The organism is Parabacteroides sp. AF27-14, from assembly GCF_003635425.1.
GTDB lineage: Bacteria > Bacteroidota > Bacteroidia > Bacteroidales > Tannerellaceae > Parabacteroides > Parabacteroides distasonis.
This window is the reverse complement of sequence record NZ_QTLZ01000003.1, coordinates 302,916-323,464: the sequence shown is the minus strand read 5'-3', so window position 1 is coordinate 323,464 and position 20,549 is coordinate 302,916. Positions and strand designations below refer to the sequence as shown.

Genomic DNA, 20,549 nt, shown 5'->3' with positions numbered 1-20,549 from the left:
GCAATATTAAGAGAAAGATATTGATATGAGGAAGTCGACAATTTGGTTGCTTGCGGTAGTTATGGCTTTTGCCTTCGCCGGGTTATTATACCTACAGGTAAACTATGTGAGCATTATACTTAAGACACGCAGCGAACAGTTCAATGAGACTGTCAAAAGAAGCCTGCGCCAAGTATCTAAGAATCTGGAATTGGATGAGACCCGTAAATACCTTGAGGATGATATCAACCGGGATGAGACAAATTTCATGTATCAAAATGCCCCGGATGCCCAAAGCCTAGGACAAGTGATCAACCATGAGAAATACCAATTACAGATCAAGGATTCTAATGGAACCGTTCAACAAATAGAGATGCAAAGTTTTAGCGCCCATAAGTTCGAGCCGCTCTCTTCCTTGTCAAAACGGCAGTCTGCCAACAGCATCGTAAACACATCTAAAGATTTACAGAAGACACTAAAAAGACGTTACCAGTACCAAGGTGGACTGATAGAGGAGGTGATTTACAACATCTTATACACCGCGAATCTAAAGCCGATTGAGGAACGTATAGATTTTAAAAAGCTGAACAATTACTTAAAAACAGAATTTATTAACAACGGTTTGAACTTGCCGTTTGTGTTTTCTGTTATTAACAAAGATGGAAATGTAGTATACCAGAGCGGAGAATTCCAAAAGCAACCGATCGCCTCTGACGTGATCACCCAAGTGCTTTTCCCGAACGATCCCCCATCGAAACTAAACTACCTGAGAGTTTATTTTCCGACGAAAGGGGATTATATCTCAAGCTCTATTACTTTCATCGTTCCATCGGTTATATTCTCATTGATCCTGTTGATAACCTTCGTCTTCACGATTTACATCGTATTCCGTCAGAAGAAGTTATCCGAGATGAAAAACGACTTTATCAACAACATGACGCACGAGTTGAAGACACCGGTATCCACGATCTCGCTCGCCGCCCAGATGTTGAAGGATTCGGATATAACGAAGAGTCCGGACGTATTCAAGCATATATCCGGCGTAATCAACGACGAGACGAAGCGATTGAGCTTCTTGGTCGAGAAAGTGCTACAGATGTCTTTGTTCGAACGACAGAAAGCAGCGCTTAAATTGAAAGAAATTGACGCGAATGATTTGGTAGCGAACGTGGCTAACACCTTCGTTTTAAAGGTCGAGAAGTACGGCGGTACAATGGATATAGACCTGCAAGCTACAGAATCGGATATATATGTGGATGAAATGCATATCACCAATGTATTGTTCAACTTGATGGACAATGCGGTTAAATACCGCCGCCCGGAAGTTCCGCTTACATTGATGGCACGCACTTGGAACGAGAACGGAAAGCTGTTGATCTCCGTGGAAGATAATGGTATCGGTATCAAGAAAGAATATCTGAAAAAGGTATTCGACCGTTTCTTCCGCGTACCGACAGGCAACGTACATGACGTGAAAGGGTTCGGCCTCGGACTCGCTTACGTACGTAAAATTATTGAGGACCACAAAGGTACGATCCGTGCTGAAAGTGGTGCCGGAAACATTGGAACAAAATTTATTATTACTTTACCTCTTATAAAAAGTTAGTTATGGAAGAAAAACTAAAGATCTTCTTTTGTGAAGACGATGAGAATTTAGGAATGCTTTTAAGAGAATACTTACAAGCTAAAGGGTATGTAACGGACCTATTCTCTGACGGAGAAGCCGGATACAAAGGTTTTACCAAAGGTAAATACGATCTTTGTGTGTTGGATGTCATGATGCCAAAGAAAGATGGTTTCACCTTGGCACAAGAAATTCGCTCTATCAATCCTGATATCCCTATTATCTTCCTTACAGCCAAGACTATGAAGGAAGACATCTTGGAAGGATTCAAGATCGGTGCGGATGACTACTTGACAAAACCGTTTAGCATGGAAGAGCTATTGCTTCGTATCGAGGCTATCCTTCGCCGTGTGAAAGGTAAGAAGATGAAAGATATTCCTTTCTACAAGTTAGGAAACTTCTTGTTCGATACCCAAAAACAAACGTTGGCTATCGGCGACAAGGTTACGAAACTTACTACGAAGGAATGCGAATTATTAAGCTTGTTGTGCGCCCATGCAAATGAGATCCTTGAGCGTAACTACGCCTTGAAGACAATCTGGGTAGACGATAACTATTTCAACGCTCGTAGCATGGACGTTTATATCACGAAATTACGTAAATTGTTGAAAGACGATCCGGGTATCGAGATCATCAACATCCACGGCAAGGGTTATAAATTAATCACTCCTTCCGGGGAGGAACAAGCCCGTGAGGAAGGCATACAAGTGCTTTAATTCACTTGAACAATAACGACAGAAAAGGCTGGCTAAATGTAAGCCAGCCTTTTTTATACTTTCTTTCTTTTCCAGACTAAGAAGATCCCGAAAACGATCAATGTAACTAGTAGCCCCAAAAGTTGAGAAAAACCGGAGGAAAGACCAAACCCTTCCGGAGCTACAAAAATATAGGTAGAACATACCGCCGTCATGAATAAGGCGGGAATCAAGGTTATCACATATAATTTCTTTGCTTGTACCAAATATACGGTTAAGGCCCATAGGGTAAATACTGCCAACGTCTGGTTACTCCATGCGAAATAACGCCAGATCATATCGAAGCCATCCTTATCTTTTTGACTATATAATAAGATTCCTATCGCAACGATAAACATGGGAATACAGATCATCAGACGTTTGACCACCGTTTTTTGCTCCATATGCAGGAAGTCTGCGACAATCAGACGAGCCGAGCGGAAAGCCGTATCGCCAGAAGTAATCGGAGCTGCTATCACACCCAGTATCGCTAATACACCTCCGACAGCGCCCAGCCACTCTTTCGTGATACTGTCTACTACGACAGCGGCATTGTTCTCCTCCATTCCGTTATTATGGAAGAAATACGTAGCGGCGGCGGCCCAGATCAAGGCTACGATACCTTCGGTAATCATCGCTCCGTAAAATACGGGACGGGCGTATTTCTCACTTTTCATGCAACGGGCCATCAATGGACTTTGGGTAGCATGAAAGCCAGAGATAGCGCCACAAGCGATACTAACAAACATGATCGGAAAAATAGGCAAGCCTCCCGGATGCGTATTACTAAGTCCATCCGTAATCTCAGGTAACGGCGGCTGGTTAATAAATAACATAACCAAGATACCTACGGCCATAAATAGCAAAGCGATGGCGAATAATGGATAGATCTTTCCGATAATCTTATCAACAGGTAATAGAGTAGCCAGTATATAATAAATGAATACGACGATAATCCAGAACGTAGCATCTAGATATTCCGGAGTCAGTTTAGCCAGCAACCCTGCAGGCCCAGCTACGAAAACAGCACCCACCAAGATCATCAAGATAACCGTAAAGCCCCGCATAAATTGCTTAAAGTTGTTCCCCAGATACCGTCCGATCAATTCAGGAAGACTTTCTCCATCATGCCGCAACGAAAGCATTCCCGATAGGAAATCATGGGTAGCGCCCGCAAATATACTTCCCAATACGATCCAAAGGAAAGAAGCTACCCCAAATTTAGCCCCCATGATAGCGCCGAAAATAGGTCCCAGACCCGCTATATTCAAAAATTGGATCATGAAAATCTTCCAAGTAGGCAAGGGTATATAATCAACACCATCTTGTTTTGTGAAAGCGGGAGTAACCCGGGAGGGATCTACGCCAAACACCCGCTCGACAAATTTACCATACGTAAAATATCCAACGATAAGGGCTATCAGACAACATGTAAAAGTAATCATGGTTTTCTAAAGAATTAAATTGTCAAAGGAAAAGGTATATACGAGAAAACCGTACCAAGGGCATTCTAACGAGTAATTGTCAGAATGCCCTTAGTGCGGTCTTCGTATGAATCAATTAATTAAGTAAACGCTTAACCGTCTCGGAAATCATCCGTCCTTCGGCTCTTCCTGCCAATGCTTTTGAGGCTACACCCATTACCTTACCCATATCTTTCGGGCCAGCGGCACCGACTTGAGCGATAATAGCTTTCAATTCTTTCTCCAATTCCTCGGCAGACATTTGTTGAGGTAAATATTTCTCAATCACTTTTACTTGCTCCAACTCAACATCCGCTAGGTCTTGACGGCCCTGTTGCACATAAATCGTAGCGGAATCTTTCCCTTGTTTCACCAACTTCTGCATGATCTTCAAGGCATCCGCATCCGTCAGCGTATCATTGGCTCCCGGAGCGGTTTTCGCTTCCAAGAAAAATTTCTTTACATTTCTCAATGTCTCCAAGGCGACTTTATCTTTCGCCTTCATCGCGTTTTTAATGTCTTCACTGACTTGTTCAAATAAATCCATATCCTTATTATATTATTAACTATCGGAAACTGATCACTTGTTTACCCCCCCGCTGAGAATCTTGGCGAGGTTGGTTAGCCGGTTGCTTCGCCGTTGTCGGAGCCGATACTTGAATATCCTCTCCCGCTACTTTGGAACGGGCACGGGCCACGATCTTCGGATCCCGGTTATAAGTCGGATTATCCTCTATCAAAGCGATCAAGGCATCATCGTCCAACTCTTCCTGAGTCAAAACTACCGCTTTCGCACGAGAGGTAAAACGACCCGCCTTTTGTGCGGAAGCACCATAATATTTACCAATCAAATCACGCTCCTTACGCTCTTTCTCGATTCGCTCTTCTTCTAAGCGCAATTCTTCTTCCGTCATCTGAGCGGCTTCATTCCTGCGTTTATCAGCGATCAATGGAATATCATCCATCGTAAATCCAGTAGCGAGGATCGTCATTTTCACTTTATTACCTAATGTATTATCCACGGCAGTACCCCAGATAACCTCTATATCACGGTTGAACTCGGACATAAAGTTATGCACGTCGTTCATCTCCTCCATGCGCAACTCGGCTTCCTCGCTGAAATATACGTTGAACAGGATTTTCTTGGCGTTCTTTACGTCGTTGTTGCTTAATAGCGGAGAATTCAGAGCGTCTTCCACCGCTTGGCGAACACGTCCTTCTCCTTCACCAAAACCATTACTCATCAAAGCGACACCACCATCTTTCATCGTGGTGTTAACATCGGCGAAGTCGAGGTTGATAATACCCGGAAGCGTAATGATCTCCGCGATACTCTTGGCGGCGATCGTCAAGGTATCATCGGCCTTGCCGAAAGCGTTCATCACGGAAAGGTCCGAATAAATCTCACGCAAACGCTCGTTATTGATTACCAATAAGGCATCCACGTTCTTCGCGATCTCCTCCACACCATTCAAGGCCTGTATAATCTTACGCTCACCCTCGAACAAGAAAGGAATGGTTACGATACCTACCGTCAATATTCCCATATCCTTCGCGATACGAGCGATAACCGGAGCGGCACCCGTACCGGTACCACCACCCATACCGGCGGTAATAAATACCATCTTCGTACCGTCGTTCAACATACCTCGAAGATCGTCCAGACTCTCCTCGGCCGCCATCATCGCACGTTCCGGCTTATTTCCTGCGCCCAATCCCTGCGTGATCTCACGTCCCAGCAATAACTTGATAGGAACATCCGAACGGTTCAAGGCTTGATTATCCGTATTACATAACACGAATGTAACATCGTGTATGCCCTCCTTATACATATGAGTAACAGCGTTTCCGCCACCGCCTCCAACACCAATCACCTTAATGATTTTGGGAGTATCCGTAGGATAATTAAAATTTAATATTGTATCGTCCATTGTCTTCCGGTTTTATTACATTCGTAGATCACGTTATTTACTCTCGTTATCATCGTCATCGAAGAGGGTTTTACCAAAGGTATCGATTCCTTTTGTCAACCGCCCGAACAAGCCGGGACCTTTTTTCTTCTCTTTCTTCGGCTTCTCCTTGACGGGTTCCGGTTCCGGAGTCGGTTCCACTGTCGGTTCAGGCTCAACCACCGGCTCAATCTTAGGCTCCGGTTTAGGAGGAATATATAACGCGCAATTCTTAGTTCCTTTCGCCAAGAGGCCGACGGCTACCGCATATTCGGGATTGCTGGCGACCACTAAATCACCACTAGCGACAACCCCCTTGCGAACCGCTGAATAGCGAACCTCCATCTTCAAGCGTTCGCTCATAACAGCCGGTAAATTCTTCAAAGCGGCGCCTCCACCCGTAATCACGATGCCGGCACCGAGAACGCTCATCAAGCCTGTAGCCTCCAGACGAGCATATACATTCTCTAAGATCTCATCCATACGGGCCTCGATCACGCCGTTCAACTCGGCCAGCTTAATCTCACGCAAGCCCATTCCATCCGCTAAACTCACTTGGATGGTCATATCATTATCCCGGTCCGCTTTCGCGCTACCATAAGTGATCTTCAAGCGTTCCGCCTCAGACTCTACGACCCTGAGATTGGTTATATCTTTTGTTATCAAATTACCTCCAAAGGGAACAACGGAAAGGCTGGCCAACTTACCACCCTTATAGACAGATATCGTCGTCACGCCGGCACCGAAACCGATCAAGGCGCAACCCAAGTCCTTCTCATTGTCGCTCAAGACAACATCTCCCAACGCGAGGGGTGACACCAGAATACCGGCGATCTCGATTTTCGCTTGTTCCGAGATGCTATTGACAATATTTAATTTCAAGGAAGGACGTCCAACAATCAACTTATAACGAGCCTCGATACGGCTACAAGGCACGCCCACCGGGTTGGACTCTGGCTTATCATCTAAAAAATAGGAAGGAGAAACCACGTCAAGAACGGTCAACATATCCGGACGATAATCCTTACACTCTTGATAAAGAGAGTCTATGATCTCCTCCGTAACCACTCCTTCCATTCCCAACACCTTGCAAACCGTATGCTCGATAGAACGGAGTGACTGGCCACCCAGTCCCACATATACCTGCCCGATCTTGGTCCCCCCCAGTTTATTCTCCAACTTGAGGATCAAGCGTTTTATCTTACTCGCCGTCTCCTTCACGTTATATACACATCCTCTTCGTATGCAGGTGCCGGAGTTCTCAACTTCATAGGCGATGATTGAAAGAGCGCCCGTCGCATTCTTAGTCCCCACCATTCCTACCATATGGGAGGTACCTAGGTCAATAGCTGCTATAAAGTCTGTGTATGCCATATCATCTATTTTTTAGTACAAACAATCTGATTCTTATATTTTAAATTAATCATACTGTACTTTTCCCAACCCACTTTAGGGATCGCTTGTTCATAGAAAAGCTTTAAATTCGCAAGCTTTTCTTCGAATTCATCCAAAGTACCCAACATGATCCGGTGGTTACCCACTCTTGGAATAAGTTCTATATCATTATCCGGATAGACATAGATTTGTTCAATCTGGTCATTCCAGAACTCATTCTCTTGCAAAAATAATGCAAATTTGTATAAGTCGGTCACCGCAAGCTCTTTTTCCACATATCCACTCACAATTGGCACATGCGCGGCATACCGACGACTGATCGGCATGGTGGTTCCCAGATTATCCACGTAATAACTACCTCTTACGCCCATAATCCGGAGGATAGGCATCTTTTGCATGACCTCTAGTTTGATAATCCCCGAAGGAGTCTTATACGCCTCCACTTGGGCGATCATCTCATTTTTAAGCAATTCCGTCTCTATCCGATCCGTATTCACGTCGGCCATTGACCGCTTGATCGGATCTAGCCCAGCTTTCTTCAGTATAGACACAAGGTCACTCTCGCTCACGAAGTGTTTATCCAGACTGTCTTTCACCACGACTTGCAGATCTTGGCAAATAGAGTCCTGACGTATTTCCCGAAAGAAAAACGACACAAACACGATGTAACAGAACAACAACGTGGCTACTACTATGGAAATTATTCGGATCACGGTTTCCTTATTTGTTTACATAAAATCTCTTTTACAGGCTCCACCAAACGGTCGATATTACCGGCGCCTATCATTAATACTACCTCATATTTCCCGGCGGCAACCACGTCCAAAAGCTCTTCCTTCTTACACAGCGTCTTGGAAGGGATCGTCACCTTATCAAAAATGATCCGAGAGCTCACCCCCGGAATCGGTTCCTCACGAGCCGGATAGATATCCAGCAAGATCAACTCATCCAATAAAGAGAGACTCGCGGCGAAATCACCAGCGAAATCCCGGGTACGGGTATATAGATGCGGCTGGAAAATACCTGTCACCTTACGACCCGCATATAATTCCTTCACCGACAAGATACTCTGTCGCAATTCGGCCGGATGATGGGCATAATCATCGATCAATACCACTTGATCAGTCTTCAAATGGAAATCGAAACGGCGGCGAGGTCCGGCAAATGTAGCCATACCCTTTTTCAAATCCTCCGGTTTCACTCCGTTCAACCAAGCGATCGCCATAGCCGCTACCCCGTTCTCTATATTAACCTTTACGGGAACACCTAATTCCACATCAGGAATACGGATTTCCGGACCAACGAAGTCAAAGGTAATATTTCCGTCGCAAATACGAATATTTTCAGCGTAAAAGTCCGCTATTTCCGTAACGGAATAGGTATATTTCTTGACACCCTCCTGTAAACGGGGCGTTACGTTGATTCCTTTCTTGATCAGTAGACAACCATCGGGACGAATTAAGGAGGTAAATTTCTCGAAACTCTCCCGGTAAGCCTCCGCCGTACCGTAAATATCCAGATGATCTGGATCTGCGGAAGTAATCACTGCCATATAAGGAGTAAGCCAATGAAAAGAACGATCGAACTCATCCGCCTCGATCACGGTAAAGTCGCTCGTATCAGACAACATCAAATTACTCTCGTAGTTCTTTAGGATTCCTCCGAGGAAAGCATTGCAATCCACCGGCGATTGTTTCAGCAAATGAGCCAGCATAGAAGAGGTCGTTGTCTTGCCGTGCGTTCCCGCCACGCATAAACCCCGGCTGCTTTTCGTAATCTCTCCCAAGACACGTGCCCGCTTCATCACCTCAAAACCGTGCGCCCGGAAATAGGTCAATTCCGTATGCGACTCCGGGACCGCCGGCGTATAAACCACCAGCGTATCATCGGGCGACTTGAACGCCTCCCCGATCAAAGCTACATTATCCTCATAGTGAATATCGGCTCCCTCCTTTTTCAACTCCTCGGTTAAATCGGAAGGGGTCTTATCGTATCCGCCCACTCGTTTTCCCTTAGCGAGGAAATAACGGATCAAGGCACTCATCCCAATGCCCCCGGCACCTACGAAATACACCGCTGTCACTTTATTTATATCCATATTCCTTATTTCTTATCTATAATCTTAACAATCTCATCCACGATACGGTCTGCGCTATGGCGTTGCGCCAAGGTCTCGATATTACGGCTCAACGTACGCAAACGTTCATCGTCATGAACTATCTTCAAGGCAGTAGGCACCAAATCCTTTTCCGCGTCTTTATCGGCGATCATAACGGCGGCATCCTTATGGACCAAGGCCAAGGCATTCTTGGTCTGATGATCTTCCGCCACATTCGGCGAAGGCACCAAGACCACCGGTTTTCCTAATAAGCAAAGCTCCGAGATAGAACTAGCCCCCGCACGGGATATCACCAAATCGGCCGCTGAATAAGCATAATCCATACGGGTAATAAAGTCTGAGCACCAAACCGGCATTCCCCGGTACGCCTTCAAATGCTTGGAAGCGTCGCTGTAATAATACCTACCGGTTTGCCAAATAACCTGTACATCCGAGGCGAAGAACTTATCCAGATCCCCTTGAATACTCCGGTTAATCGTCCGTGCGCCAAGGCTACCACCTACCACAAGGATCGTTTTTTTCTCCGGAGAAAGCCCGAAGAACGCCAACGCCTCCTCTTTCTTGCTCAGCGCCTCTTCCAAATCCTGTCGCACCGGATTTCCCGTAATCACGATCTTATCCGCCGGAAAGAACTTCTCCATGCCCTCGTAAGCGACACAAATCTTGCTCGCTTTCTTCGCCAACAACTTATTGGTCACACCGGCATACGAGTTTTGCTCCTGTATCAACGCAGGAACACCTTGCGAAGCCGCCATCCATAAAGTCGGTCCACTGGCATAACCGCCCACGCCGACCGCTATATCTGGCTTGAACTCACGGATCGTCTTCCTCGCCAAGCGCAAGCTTTTCGCTAAACGAGCCATGACCTTCACGTTGTTCATCAAGTGGGCACGATCAAACCCACTCACTGGTAAACCTACGATTTTATAACCAGCTGCCGGAACCTTATCCATTTCCATGCGGTCTTCCGCCCCCACAAATAAGATTTCCGCATCCGGAAAACGTTTCTTGAAAGTATTAGCGATAGATATGGCCGGGAAGATATGGCCTCCCGTACCACCACCACTTATTATGATCCGGTACTTTCTCATACTTTTGACTCTACAGTTATCGTTTCGACAGCCGATAGCGGATTATCTTCTTTCTCTCCCTCGACCGCCTGATTTATTGTCTCTCCGGATGGCTCGTCGGAAGGATTCTCTGGATTCTCCGTATCCTCCTCTTCCTCATCCTCATTTCCGATATTGGCTCCAAAACGACTTACGCTCAATATGATCCCGAAATAGATACAAGATATAAGCGTAGACGTACCACCCCGGCTCACCAACGGCATCGGTTGCCCGGTAACGGGCACTAAATTCACGGCTACCGCCATATTCGCCAAGGCTTGGACTACCACCAGCAACCCACATCCCAACACTAGGAATTTCGGGAATGATTTATCACATTTCCGGGCGATCATCCCGACCCGCACTAGCAGCATTATATAAAGCAACAGTACAAAGATCCCCCCAACGATACCCAGTTCCTCTATGATAATCGCATAGATAAAATCAGAATACGCCTGTGGCAGGAAGTCACGCTGTTGGCCATGTCCGGGCATCTGTCCTAATACGCCTCCCCTGGCAATAGCTATCTTCGCATGGGTTACCTGATAATTATCATCGGTTATCTTATACGTACCACTCTCATCCAAATTATCCTTATGCCCGTCGAAGAAACGCTCCAAACGCCCCTGCCAAGTAACGAATCGATCCGGCAAATACTGAGTAATAGCGGCTGGCGTAAACTTAAGCAACACCAAGAACAATACCAACGCCAACATCAAGATGCCCGCCAGCTTCGCCAACTTACCAAATGGCAACTGACCGATAAACATCATCAGGAAACAAACCCCGAATAGCATAAACGCCGTAGAGAAGTTCTCCGGCAGAATCAAGACACAGGTCAGTCCTACCCCAATCAGTATATACTTAAAAATCTGGTTCTCCGTTAATTTCCCCCGCTTACTGAGCAAGAAAGCGACAAACACGACACAAGCCAGCTTCCCGAACTCCGAAGGCTGGAACTGTATCCCCATGATTTCCAACCATCGATGCGCATCATTAGCGTCCACGCCGATAAAGGGCGTCACGATCAACATCAACATCGAGACCGGCAATAATATAATAAACGCAGAGAAGAAACGACACGGTATATTATGTAACAGCAATACCATGACGAAACCTCCCAATAAAAAGGTGGCGTGCCGTACGATAGGCGCCCAGTGATTCGCGTTCTTATAAGCGATCGTACTGGTCGCGCTGAACACCTCCACCACCGATATAAGACACAGGAACATGAAGATGATCCATATCACCCGGTCGCCCTTAAACAGTTTACTCGCCAGATCCATTTTATCCTTTATTACAAATTACGTACGCAAGCCTTGAACTGATCGCCCCGATCCTCATAGCTCTTGAACAGGTCGAAGCTGGCGCAACAAGGAGAGAGCAATACCGTATCTCCCTTATGAGCCATCTTATAAGCTTTCGCCACAGCCTCCTCCATCGAGCGGGCGTCTTCAATATTCGCCACTTTCCCGTCGAAGAACGCATGCAGTTTCGTATTATCCACACCCATGAAAATCAATGAATGTACCTTCTTATTCACTAATTCCTCGATCTCCGAGTAATCATTCCCTTTATCCGTGCCCCCTAAGATCAAAACGACCGGAGTCGTCATGCTCTGCAAGGCATACCAACAAGAGTTTACGTTCGTAGCTTTCGAGTCATTGATATAATCAACACCACGCACGCGAAGCACCTTTTCCAAACGGTGCTCAACACCCGTGAAATCACTGAGTGAGGCACGTATTTTCTCATCATGAATGTCCACGATCTTGGACGCTATCCCCGAAGCCAAAGAGTTATACAGGTTATGCGTACCAGTCAATGCCAATAGGTCTTGTTCCATCGTAAATGTTCCGTTTGCCGTTTCAATAACTACTTGATTATTTTCCGTATATCCCTTCACGCCGTTCTCATATGTCTCGGCGAATGGGTAAAGAGTAGCCTCAGGATGCCGTTTGACGATCTCACGGGCTATGATCGGGTCATCGTTCCAGAAAATGAAGGCGTCGTCCTTCGTCTGATTTTGCAAGATGCGGAACTTAGCGTCTACATAATTCTGCATCTCATAGTTATAACGGTCCAGATGATCCGGTGTTATATTCAATATAATAGCGATATCCGCTTTAAAGTCGTACATATTATCCAGTTGGAAACTGCTCAACTCGATCACGTAGACCGCATGTGGATCTTCCGCAACCTGAAGCGCCAAGCTGTTTCCGACATTTCCGGCCAAGCCCACGTCCACGCCCGCTTCTTTCAGTATATGATACGTAAGCATCGTCGTTGTCGTCTTGCCGTTGCTACCCGTGATGCAAATCATCTTCGAGTCCGTATACCTTCCGGCAAACTCGATCTCGGAGATGATCGGCGTACCTTGCTTCTTCAATAACTGTATGATAGGAGCCTTGTCGGGAATACCCGGGCTCTTGACAATTTCGTCGGCATTCAAGATGTCGGCTTCGGTATGCTGTCCCTCTTCCCAACGAATCCCGTGGTTGTCCAGCATCTCCTTATACTTAGGTTTGATAGACGATTTATCGGACACGAACACGTCGAATCCTTTCGCCTTCGCCAAGACAGCGGCTCCCGCGCCACTCTCCCCGGCCCCTAATATAACCATTCTCTTACTCATCTTTTATCTCATCTTTAACGTAACTATCGTCATAACAGCCAAAATAATACCGATCAACCAGAAACGGACCACGATCTTCGATTCAGGCACGACATTGAACGGCTTTTGGATCAATGCCTGTATACCCGCGTTTCCCGGTTTCTGGAAATGATGGTGTAAAGGAGCCATCTTGAAGATACGGCGACCTTCCCCATACTTCTTCTTCGTATATTTAAAGTAGGCCACTTGCAACATGACCGATATATTCTCCACCAAGAAAATACCGCAAAGGATCGGAATCAACAACTCCTTACGGATGATGATCGCGAAAACAGCGATAATACCTCCCAAGGTCAAGCTCCCCGTATCTCCCATAAATACTTGGGCCGGATACGAGTTGTACCATAGGAAACCGACCGTGGCACCGATAAAGGCAGCGGCATAAACCACCAACTCCTCCGCGCCGGGTATAAACATGATATTCAAGAACGAGGCGAACTCAAAGTGGGATGACATATAGGCCAAAATACCGAGCGCCACCCCGATGATCGCCGATGTCCCGGCAGCCAAGCCGTCCAATCCATCCGTCATATTGGCTCCGTTCGACACGGCGGTCACCACAAAGATCACCATCAACACGAACACCAGCCACGCGGCCTCCTCCTTATAATCGCCCGCCCAGTTCACCAAGTTGGCATAATCGAAATTATTGTTTTTCAAGAACGGGATGGTCGTCTTTGTCGATTTGGTCTCCACCGTATGATAACGCACCTCCTCGATCACGTTATCATGGCGCACCTCCATATTCTCCTTGATCACCACGTCCGGGCTCATGAACAATACCAAGCCAACGATCAGGCCCAGTCCTACCTGCCCGACGATCTTGAAACGTCCGTGCATGCCCTCCTTATTCTTCTTGAACACCTTGATATAATCATCCGCGAATCCCAAGGCACCCAGCCAGACCGTAGTCACCAACATCAATATCACATAGATATTATTCAGCTTGGCACACAGTAAAGTCGGGATCAATATAGCGATAATAATGATAATACCTCCCATCGTCGGCGTTCCCTTCTTGCTCATCTGGCCCTCCAGCCCAAGATTTCTCACCGTCTCGCCGATCTGCAACATTTGCAACTTATCGATGATACGCCGGCCGATCGCCGTAGAGATAAACAAGGACAAGATCAAGGCCAATCCCGAGCGGAAAGATACGTACTTAAACATACCCGCTCCCGGGAAATCCAACTGATCCAAATAATTAAAAAGATAATAAAGCATGTCGTCTTAAATATTATGATTGTTGTGTCGAAAAAATCTCGCGTAACTTCTCACGGTCGTCAAAGTGATGTTTCACCCCCTTGATCTCCTGATAGTCTTCGTGGCCTTTTCCGGCAACAAGGATCACATCCCCTTTCTTCGCCAACATCGTAGCGGTCTTGATCGCTTGCGTACGGTCCGTGATACATAAGGTACGTTCCATATCCATTTTCGTCAATCCGGCTACCATATCGTTAATAATATCATCCGGTTCCTCAAAGCGCGGGTTATCGGAAGTCAGAATTACCTGATCGCTCAGCTTGGCAGCCTCTTTCGCCATCAACGGGCGTTTCCCCTTGTCCCGGTTTCCCCCGGCACCTACCACGGTAATGATACGTCCTTTCCCATCCAATACCTCATGAATGCCATTCAGCACATTCGTCAAGGCATCCGGCGTGTGAGCGTAATCCACGATCGCCGTATAACCGAGCGGAGACTGGATCGTCTCGAAGCGACCGGATACGGAGCGAAGCGTGCTCAGCACGATCAACACTTCCTCGGGATCTTTCCCCAAAGAAACTGCGGCTCCGTACACGGCTAGTAAGTTATAAGCGTTGAAACGTCCCACGAAATGCACCATAACCTCCCGACCGTTAATGATCAAGTCTGTACCCTCGAAATGAGATTCCAATATCTTTCCCTTGAAATCGGCCAAGGTACGCAAGGAATAGGTCAGCTTCTTCGCCTTCGTATTTTGCAACATCACCAAGCCGGATTTATCATCGGCATTCGTCAAGGCGAAAGTCCCAGCAGGCAGGTCATCGAAGAATTTCTTCTTCGCTTTCAAGTAATTCTCCACGGTCTTATGGTAATCCAAATGATCGCGGGTCAGGTTCGTGAAAATCCCCCCGTCGAAAGACAAGCCGCTGATGCGCCGCTGATCGATCGAATGAGAGCTAACCTCCATAAAAGCATACTCGCATCCGGCCTCTACCATCCGGGCCATCAAGGAATGAAGCGTAAGCGGGTCCGGTGTCGTATGATCCGTCGGTACCGCCTCGCCATCTATATAATTACATACCGTGGAAAGCAATCCCACCTTATGCCCCATCTTCCGGAACATCTCATATAATAAGGTAGCGATCGTAGTCTTCCCGTTCGTACCCGTCACGCCTACCAACACCAATTTCCCGGAAGGATCACCATACCAGCGGGAAACCAAAAGACCCAGCGCCTCCGCCGAATCCTTCACCACGATAAACGAGCATCTCCCCTCCAAATAGGACGGAGCCTCCTCGCATACGATAGCGACAGCCCCCTTCTCTATGGCGCTGTCCATATAGGCATGGCCATCCACGGCCGTACCTCTCACAGCGACAAACAAAGACCCTTTCGTCACCCGACGAGAGTCCGATTGAATATTCGTGATATCCACATTATCCGCCCCCATCAACATAGGAGCTTCCAACGCACCGATTAAATCCCTTAGTTCCATACCTATTTCAATGTTAATAATACGGTCTGCCCCTTAGACACTCGCTGTCCGGGTTGAATACTCTGCGAAACGACCCGTCCGACACCCGACAAAGAGACACGCAGACCGGCTTGCTCCAACAAGAAAACCGCATCTTTAGCACCCATGCCGACTACCCGGGGTACCAGGCCCTCACGAATCGTCAGATCGCTTAATTTCACCTTATTCTCTTCTTGCTCGGCGGAGGCTACGACCCACTTTGTCTCCAAACTGTCCGTATCCGCCTTAATATCCAATTCATCTAATACGTCCTCTACCGCCCTCAGATCGCCGCCTTTCACACGAGGTACCATCACGGCCATCGAATCCCGTTCCATATCCCGGACATCGAACGACATATGGCTGGCGTATATCTTCTCGGCGATCGCACGCACCACGCCTCCCGACATCGTACCGCCCGAAGGATAACCAATACGGGGACGGCGGATCACCACGATACAAGAATACTTCGGATGATCGGCCGGGAAATAGCCACAGAAAGAGACTTGGTGCCCGCTCGTACGGTAGACACCGCCCGTAGCGATCTGCGCCGTACCGGTCTTTCCGGCGATCCGGACAATATCCGAATGAACCGCCTTACCGGTCCCTTTCTCCACGACTCCCAGCAACATATCTTTTATCAACGCCAGCGTATGATCCGAGCAAATCGAAGAGTTGATCACCTCCGTGGAAAAACTCTGCACGGTCTTGCCGTTATGTAAGATCTCTTTCGTAAACATCGGGCGAACCATCTTCCCGTCGTTCGCGATCGCGTTAAAGAACGCCAGCGTATTGATCGGCGGTACCTGCGTCTCGTAACCGAACGACATCCAAGGCAAGGTGGTCTTGGACCAATAACGGGTCGTATCATCCGGGCGACGTATCTTGGCACGTCCCGCCCCCGGTATCTCCAAACGAAGATCCGCGTTCATACCGATACGGTACAGTCCCTCCACGAACTTTGTCGGGTTATCCGAATAACCTTTCAGGATCGTCTTGGCTACACCGATATTAGAGGAATACCAAATCGCCTGCTCCACCGAGATCCGACCGTATCCGCCTTTATTCATATTATGGTCCGTCATGCGGGCCCCCTTATACATATATATACCATTGCCTACATCGACCGTATCTCCCGGATTGCATAAACCATCCTCCAAGGCCACCATGATAGAGGCCACCTTGAAAGTAGAGCCCGGCTCGATCTCGTCCGCCACGGCATGATTCTTCGTCTCGCCATATACACCCTCACGGATACGCCCCATATTCGTGATCGCCTTGATCTCTCCGGTCTCGACCTCCATCACGACAGCCGTACCAGACTCGGCATCGATCGCCTTCAATTTATCGACCAGCGATTTCTCGGTTATATCCTGTATATTGATATCGATCGTGGTACGGATATCCATGCCATCCACCGGGTCCACCTCAATCACGTTCGTCCAGCCTCCACCGACACGGCGAACGGAACTCAACCCGGCCTGCCCCCGCAGGAGCGAATCGTATTGCAACTCCAATCCATTCTTCCCCTTCGTAGTTCCACCCTCCTCGATCTCTCCGTAGATATCACCGATCGTACGAGACGCCAAGGTCCCGAAAGGTTTCTGGCGCTGCACCATCTCCTTCGTATAAAAACCGCTCTTATAACGTCCCAGACGAAGGAACGGGAACTTACGGATCTCCTTCAAGTCCGAATACGAGACCTTCCCCGCGTAAATCGGGAACTGGCGACTCTTACCGCTCAGCCCTTTCAGCAGATAAGCCTTATAGCCCGCCGGCGTACGATCCTTCAATTTACGGGAAAGATAAAACGCCAACGAGTCCACCCCATCCTTCTTGGACGTCTTGAACGTATCCAGCCAATTATACTTGGCATCCTTAGCCGGAGTATACGCATCCGCCTTAAAGTCGATATACATATAATAACGAGGCACGCTGGTAGCCATCAACTTACCGTCCGACGAATAGATATTGCCACGTCCGGGCAACACCAAACGGTTCGGTCGTTTCTGGCTCTCGGCCACCTTCATCCATTTATCCCTCTCCACGAAGGCCGTATCAAAGGCACGGAACAGGATTCCTACGGCCACAAGCCCCAGCAACAGCACGACCACGAAGTAACAGAATAAAATCCGGCTACCTTTAGGCTCTATTTCTTTCGGTTCGTTTTCTTCAGACATACCTATTTACACCTTATCTCACTTATATAACTCATAAGGAGGGGTTTTCGCACCCTCCAGATCAATACCTTGCTCCTCGATCAGCAACTCGATTTGCGATTGGCGGCTATTGCCGGTCAACTCGGATGAGATCGACAACGCCTCGAAACGCACATCCCTCAATTGCTGTTGCAACCGGTCGATCTCACGCAGCTTTTGCATACAAGTATACCGGTTACCGATAAAGAAAAACGCCAACACGACAAGTAACACGATCATGCGCGTATGCCTCAAGATAAAATCCTCTTTCAGCACGCCGCCACCGAGTATATACCAGAACGAAAGACGCTTCTCCTTCTTCCTCGTTTTCTTATGTTGTCCGTTTTCTTCCATATCTATTTCTCCTTATACCTTCTCAGCGATTCTCAACTTGGCGCTCCGGGAACGGGGATTCCGCTCCACCTCCTCGTCGGTCGGGACGATTACCTTATTATTGACCAAGCGGAAAGGCGATCGTACGTTCCCGAAGAAATCCTGCTCGCATTTCCCCTCGAAGTTTCCGGTCTTCAAAAAGTTCTTTACCAGACGATCTTCCAAGGAGTGATACGTGATAACCACCAAACGTCCTCCCGGCCTCAACACCCGCAAGGTACTCCGCAGCATCTCTTTCAGCGCCCTCATCTCATCGTTCACCTCGATACGAAGCGCTTGAAAGACTTGCGCCAAGAATTTCTTCTCCTTGTCCTTCCCCGTAAACGGCTTGATCACCTCCAAGAAGTCCCCGATCGTCTCTATCTTCTTTGTCTCACGGGCTTTCACCAGCACAGAGGCTAATTTCCGTGACACCTTCAGCTCGCCATATAGATAAAACACATCGGCCAACGCCTCCGCCGTATAATTATTCACGATATCGGCGGCGGTCTGCCCCGCACGCGTATTCATCCGCATATCCAACGTCCCGTCGAAACGGAAAGAGAAACCGCGATCCTTATCGTCGAAATGATGGGAAGAGACACCTAAATCCGCCAACAGACCGTCTACCTCCCCGCTTTCTCCATAGTAACGCATAAAATTATACAAATAACGGAAATTACTGCGCACGAAAGTGAATCGTGGATCTGCCGGGATATTATGCTCCGCGTCCGCGTCTTGGTCAAAGCCGTAAAGTTCGCCCCCGCTACCCAACCGTTTCAAGATCTCGCGGGAATGTCCTCCACCGCCAAACGTAACATCCACGTAAATCCCGTCGGGACGGATATCCAATCCCTCCAGACTTTCCCGCAGCATTACCGGTACATGATAGCAACTATCTTTTTCTTCCATTCGTCGTTCTTACGTTAAACTTCCTCCTAAAATCAAGCGCCGTACTCCTTTGATACGCACGCACATGCCTTATCGGTGGGTAAAAGTACACATTTCCAAAATTACCCGCCAACATTTATATAAGAAAAGTAGGAAAAAGTTATCAACAGGTCGTTAACCCTTCGTCTTTTCGTCCTTATCTCTTACGCTTTTCACCGGTATCCGTTAACCAATTCTTCCTTTCACCTTCATCTTCTAACGGCCGTTGGATGATCATGCAACAGTTGGTAGATGATCTTCTAACAGTTGGTGCATGATCGTCCAACAGCCGTTAGATAACCGATAGTCAAGCTCCCGGGGACTAACCTCCCTAATGGTAGCGGCTAAAAGATCAAGGGGAAAAGGCCAAGATAGCTGGCGAAAAAGCAAAAACTTCACTCAAACCTCTCTCGTTTTAATTATTAACTTTATCTTTGCCCCTTGACAAGCTTATATAGATGGCAAAACAAGGTGTGACAAAGATAGATATTAAGCAAGTATTGGCACAAAAGGCGCCCAAGGCGTCACGCAAGATTCCGGGATTTATCGTGGACTACTTGATTCGCACGGTTCATCAAGAGGAACTGAATGATATATTAACCCGTTACCACGATAAGGAAGGGGTAGATTTCATGCGTGAGCTTATCGGCTATTTTGACCTTACCCTCGATCTGGTACATGCGGAGAACATCCCGACCGAAGGGCGCTATATCTTCGCCTCCAACCATCCGCTCGGAGGATTGGACGGTATCTGTCTCTCCGCCGTTATCGGTTCCCGGTTCGAAGGCCGCATCAAGTATCCGGTCAATGATTTATTACTTTATCTCTCCAATCTAAAATCCATCTTTGTACCGATCAACAAACACGGCACCCAAGGAAAGGACAACGCACGGATGCTGGAGGAGGCTTTTGCCTCGGACGACCAGATCATCACTTTCCCCGCTGGATTATGCTCTCGCAAGATTGGTGGCAAGATACAAGACTTGGAGTGGAAGAAATCGTTCATCCAGAAGGCGGTGCAATACAAGCGGGATATCGTACCGGTCTATTTCGACGGGAAGAATTCCAATTTCTTCTACAACCTCGCCCGGATACGCAAGGCGCTGGGTATAAAGATGAATTATGAGATGATTTATTTACCGGACGAGATGTTCCGGAGCAAACATAAGACCTTCCGGATTTATTTCGGGAAGCCTATCCCTTGGCAGACATTCGACAATAGCAAGAAACCCGCCGAATGGGCTGAGTGGATAAAAAACAAGGTTTACAAACTCAAGGATTAACAGA

17 protein-coding genes are annotated in these 20,549 nt (G+C 47.5%); 3 read left to right on the top strand and 14 right to left on the bottom strand.

Translation table 11 applies throughout. The annotated features are described in order from the left end of the window. Positions 1-25: 25 nt before the first annotated feature. Together DWY79_RS05275 and DWY79_RS05270 are read left to right on the top strand one after the other, a co-directional pair. Complete coding sequence (locus DWY79_RS05275; RefSeq protein ID WP_005861390.1) at positions 26-1,585, top strand: sensor histidine kinase KdpD; 1,560 nt, start codon at positions 26-28, stop codon at positions 1,583-1,585. Positions 1,586-1,587: 2 nt separating this feature from the next. Beyond that, positions 1,588-2,319, top strand: a complete 732-nt coding sequence (locus DWY79_RS05270; protein WP_005861388.1) for a response regulator transcription factor — start codon at positions 1,588-1,590, stop codon at positions 2,317-2,319. A gap of 53 nt (positions 2,320-2,372) precedes the next feature. On the opposite strand, the gene DWY79_RS05265 is transcribed toward DWY79_RS05270, so the two are convergent. From DWY79_RS05265 to rsmH, 14 genes are all read right to left on the bottom strand, one after another. Next, positions 2,373-3,782: a carbon starvation protein A gene (locus tag DWY79_RS05265; RefSeq protein WP_008773831.1), complete on the bottom strand. Its 1,410-nt coding sequence runs from the start codon at positions 3,780-3,782 to the stop codon at positions 2,373-2,375. Between the two features lie 115 nt (positions 3,783-3,897). Further along, on the bottom strand, positions 3,898-4,347 hold the full coding sequence (locus DWY79_RS05260; protein ID WP_005861384.1) for a GatB/YqeY domain-containing protein: 450 nt from the start codon (positions 4,345-4,347) through the stop codon (positions 3,898-3,900). A 19-nt stretch (positions 4,348-4,366) separates the two neighbouring features. Next, positions 4,367-5,731, bottom strand: a complete 1,365-nt coding sequence (gene ftsZ / locus DWY79_RS05255) for a cell division protein FtsZ (RefSeq protein ID WP_005866974.1) — start codon at positions 5,729-5,731, stop codon at positions 4,367-4,369. A 33-nt stretch (positions 5,732-5,764) separates the two neighbouring features. Beyond that, positions 5,765-7,123, bottom strand: a complete 1,359-nt coding sequence (ftsA, locus tag DWY79_RS05250) for a cell division protein FtsA (protein WP_048927970.1) — start codon at positions 7,121-7,123, stop codon at positions 5,765-5,767. A gap of 5 nt (positions 7,124-7,128) precedes the next feature. Continuing rightward, positions 7,129-7,857: a cell division protein FtsQ/DivIB gene (locus DWY79_RS05245; protein ID WP_005866972.1), complete on the bottom strand. Its 729-nt coding sequence runs from the start codon at positions 7,855-7,857 to the stop codon at positions 7,129-7,131. Beyond that, positions 7,854-9,242: a UDP-N-acetylmuramate--L-alanine ligase gene (gene murC, locus DWY79_RS05240; RefSeq protein ID WP_122368960.1), complete on the bottom strand. Its 1,389-nt coding sequence runs from the start codon at positions 9,240-9,242 to the stop codon at positions 7,854-7,856. Before murC ends, DWY79_RS05245 begins: the two co-directional genes overlap by 4 nt. Positions 9,243-9,247: 5 nt before the next feature. Beyond that, on the bottom strand, positions 9,248-10,354 hold the full coding sequence (murG, locus tag DWY79_RS05235; protein WP_008773833.1) for an undecaprenyldiphospho-muramoylpentapeptide beta-N-acetylglucosaminyltransferase: 1,107 nt from the start codon (positions 10,352-10,354) through the stop codon (positions 9,248-9,250). Beyond that, the gene (locus DWY79_RS05230; RefSeq protein ID WP_005866970.1) at positions 10,351-11,658 is read right to left on the bottom strand and encodes an FtsW/RodA/SpoVE family cell cycle protein; all 1,308 of its coding nucleotides are present in this window, start codon (positions 11,656-11,658) and stop codon (positions 10,351-10,353) included. Before DWY79_RS05230 ends, murG begins: the two co-directional genes overlap by 4 nt. 11 nt (positions 11,659-11,669) lie before the next feature. Next, positions 11,670-13,007 carry a UDP-N-acetylmuramoyl-L-alanine--D-glutamate ligase gene (murD, locus tag DWY79_RS05225; RefSeq protein WP_122368959.1) on the bottom strand — a complete coding sequence of 446 codons (1,338 nt, stop codon included), beginning with the start codon at positions 13,005-13,007 and terminating at the stop codon, positions 11,670-11,672. Between the two features lie 3 nt (positions 13,008-13,010). Continuing rightward, positions 13,011-14,270 carry a phospho-N-acetylmuramoyl-pentapeptide-transferase gene (gene mraY / locus DWY79_RS05220; protein WP_005861367.1) on the bottom strand — a complete coding sequence of 420 codons (1,260 nt, stop codon included), beginning with the start codon at positions 14,268-14,270 and terminating at the stop codon, positions 13,011-13,013. A 13-nt stretch (positions 14,271-14,283) separates the two neighbouring features. Further along, positions 14,284-15,744, bottom strand: coding sequence for a UDP-N-acetylmuramoyl-L-alanyl-D-glutamate--2,6-diaminopimelate ligase (locus tag DWY79_RS05215; RefSeq protein WP_008773836.1), 1,461 nt, complete (start codon positions 15,742-15,744; stop codon positions 14,284-14,286). Between the two features lie 2 nt (positions 15,745-15,746). Continuing rightward, a complete protein-coding gene (locus DWY79_RS05210; RefSeq protein ID WP_009276482.1) occupies positions 15,747-17,942 on the bottom strand; it encodes a penicillin-binding protein in 2,196 nt (731 codons plus the stop codon). A gap of 18 nt (positions 17,943-17,960) precedes the next feature. Continuing rightward, entirely contained in the window at positions 17,961-18,314 is a 354-nt protein-coding gene (locus DWY79_RS05205) for an FtsL-like putative cell division protein (protein ID WP_005861360.1), read from the bottom strand. A gap of 12 nt (positions 18,315-18,326) precedes the next feature. After that, positions 18,327-19,244: a 16S rRNA (cytosine(1402)-N(4))-methyltransferase RsmH gene (gene rsmH, locus DWY79_RS05200; protein WP_005866965.1), complete on the bottom strand. Its 918-nt coding sequence runs from the start codon at positions 19,242-19,244 to the stop codon at positions 18,327-18,329. 476 nt (positions 19,245-19,720) lie between these two features. On the opposite strand from rsmH, the gene DWY79_RS05195 reads away from it, so the two are divergent. Then, positions 19,721-20,545 carry a 1-acyl-sn-glycerol-3-phosphate acyltransferase gene (locus tag DWY79_RS05195; RefSeq protein ID WP_008780717.1) on the top strand — a complete coding sequence of 275 codons (825 nt, stop codon included), beginning with the start codon at positions 19,721-19,723 and terminating at the stop codon, positions 20,543-20,545. The last annotated feature ends 4 nt before the right edge of the window (positions 20,546-20,549 follow it).

Excerpts from the sequence above, each read along its gene's own strand:
- DWY79_RS05275 (WP_005861390.1), top strand. The coding sequence starts at position 26 with ATGAGGAAGTCGACAATTTGGTTGCTTGCGGTAGTTATGGCTTTTGCC.
- DWY79_RS05270 (WP_005861388.1), top strand. The coding sequence starts at position 1,588 with ATGGAAGAAAAACTAAAGATCTTCTTTTGTGAAGACGATGAGAATTTA.
- DWY79_RS05265 (WP_008773831.1), bottom strand. The coding sequence starts at position 3,782 with ATGATTACTTTTACATGTTGTCTGATAGCCCTTATCGTTGGATATTTT.
- DWY79_RS05260 (WP_005861384.1), bottom strand. The coding sequence starts at position 4,347 with ATGGATTTATTTGAACAAGTCAGTGAAGACATTAAAAACGCGATGAAG.
- ftsZ (WP_005866974.1), bottom strand. The coding sequence starts at position 5,731 with ATGGACGATACAATATTAAATTTTAATTATCCTACGGATACTCCCAAA.
- ftsA (WP_048927970.1), bottom strand. The coding sequence starts at position 7,123 with ATGGCATACACAGACTTTATAGCAGCTATTGACCTAGGTACCTCCCAT.
- murC (WP_122368960.1), bottom strand. The coding sequence starts at position 9,242 with ATGGATATAAATAAAGTGACAGCGGTGTATTTCGTAGGTGCCGGGGGC.
- murG (WP_008773833.1), bottom strand. The coding sequence starts at position 10,354 with ATGAGAAAGTACCGGATCATAATAAGTGGTGGTGGTACGGGAGGCCAT.
- DWY79_RS05230 (WP_005866970.1), bottom strand. The coding sequence starts at position 11,658 with ATGGATCTGGCGAGTAAACTGTTTAAGGGCGACCGGGTGATATGGATC.
- murD (WP_122368959.1), bottom strand. The coding sequence starts at position 13,007 with ATGAGTAAGAGAATGGTTATATTAGGGGCCGGGGAGAGTGGCGCGGGA.
- mraY (WP_005861367.1), bottom strand. The coding sequence starts at position 14,270 with ATGCTTTATTATCTTTTTAATTATTTGGATCAGTTGGATTTCCCGGGA.
- DWY79_RS05215 (WP_008773836.1), bottom strand. The coding sequence starts at position 15,744 with ATGGAACTAAGGGATTTAATCGGTGCGTTGGAAGCTCCTATGTTGATG.
- DWY79_RS05210 (WP_009276482.1), bottom strand. The coding sequence starts at position 17,942 with ATGTCTGAAGAAAACGAACCGAAAGAAATAGAGCCTAAAGGTAGCCGG.
- DWY79_RS05205 (WP_005861360.1), bottom strand. The coding sequence starts at position 18,314 with ATGGAAGAAAACGGACAACATAAGAAAACGAGGAAGAAGGAGAAGCGT.
- rsmH (WP_005866965.1), bottom strand. The coding sequence starts at position 19,244 with ATGGAAGAAAAAGATAGTTGCTATCATGTACCGGTAATGCTGCGGGAA.
- DWY79_RS05195 (WP_008780717.1), top strand. The coding sequence starts at position 19,721 with ATGGCAAAACAAGGTGTGACAAAGATAGATATTAAGCAAGTATTGGCA.